Consider the following 564-nt stretch of genomic DNA (forward strand, 5'->3'; position numbering starts at 1 on the left):
GGCCCGGGCGGTGCCGGCGGCGGCGGCGGGGGTCCCGGAGGCGTGACCTTGAAGCCGTTGACGATGGCATCGGTCGCGTCGGCGGTGGCGACCACCTGGCTGGCGGCGGTCGTCACAAAGAGCGACACCAGGTAGCGGTCCGGCCCGGACTGAACGATCACGTGGCGGCGCGACGTGTTCAGCGTCATGTTGTTCTCGAGATAGGTGCCTTCGATGAGTGACGAGGGGAAGCCGCCGAAGTCGGCCATCGACGCGTCGGTCGGCTGCCAGTTGGACAGCTGCTGGCTGTCGATGAATCCGTGGCTGATGGCTTCCTTCGGGTCGAAGTCACCGACCAGCTTGTAGACCGTCAGCTGCGCGTTGGAGGTGTAGAGGCCGTCGCCGCCGAGGCGGTCGGCGAGCACCGTGAAGGCGTCGGGGACGTTCGGGTCGGGGACCACGCTCCAGCCCCTGGGCATCGGCAGGACCAGGTTGAGCCCGGTGAAGCCGGCCGCCTTCTGCGGCTGCATCGCGACGCCCTTTTGCTTGAAGAACTCGGCCAGCGTGCCCGACGTGGCAGGGGTG

The 564-nt window shown here is 68.4% G+C and carries 1 protein-coding gene; it reads right to left on the reverse strand.

Annotated elements, in window-relative coordinates; translation table 11 throughout:
* Positions 1 to 564 (reverse strand): LpqN/LpqT family lipoprotein (locus tag CG716_RS29415; protein ID WP_207760819.1); only part of this gene is annotated, 564 nt, incomplete at both ends.

The sequence above is a fragment of the Mycolicibacterium sphagni genome (genome assembly GCF_002250655.1).
In the GTDB taxonomy this organism is placed as follows: domain Bacteria; phylum Actinomycetota; class Actinomycetes; order Mycobacteriales; family Mycobacteriaceae; genus Mycobacterium; species Mycobacterium sphagni.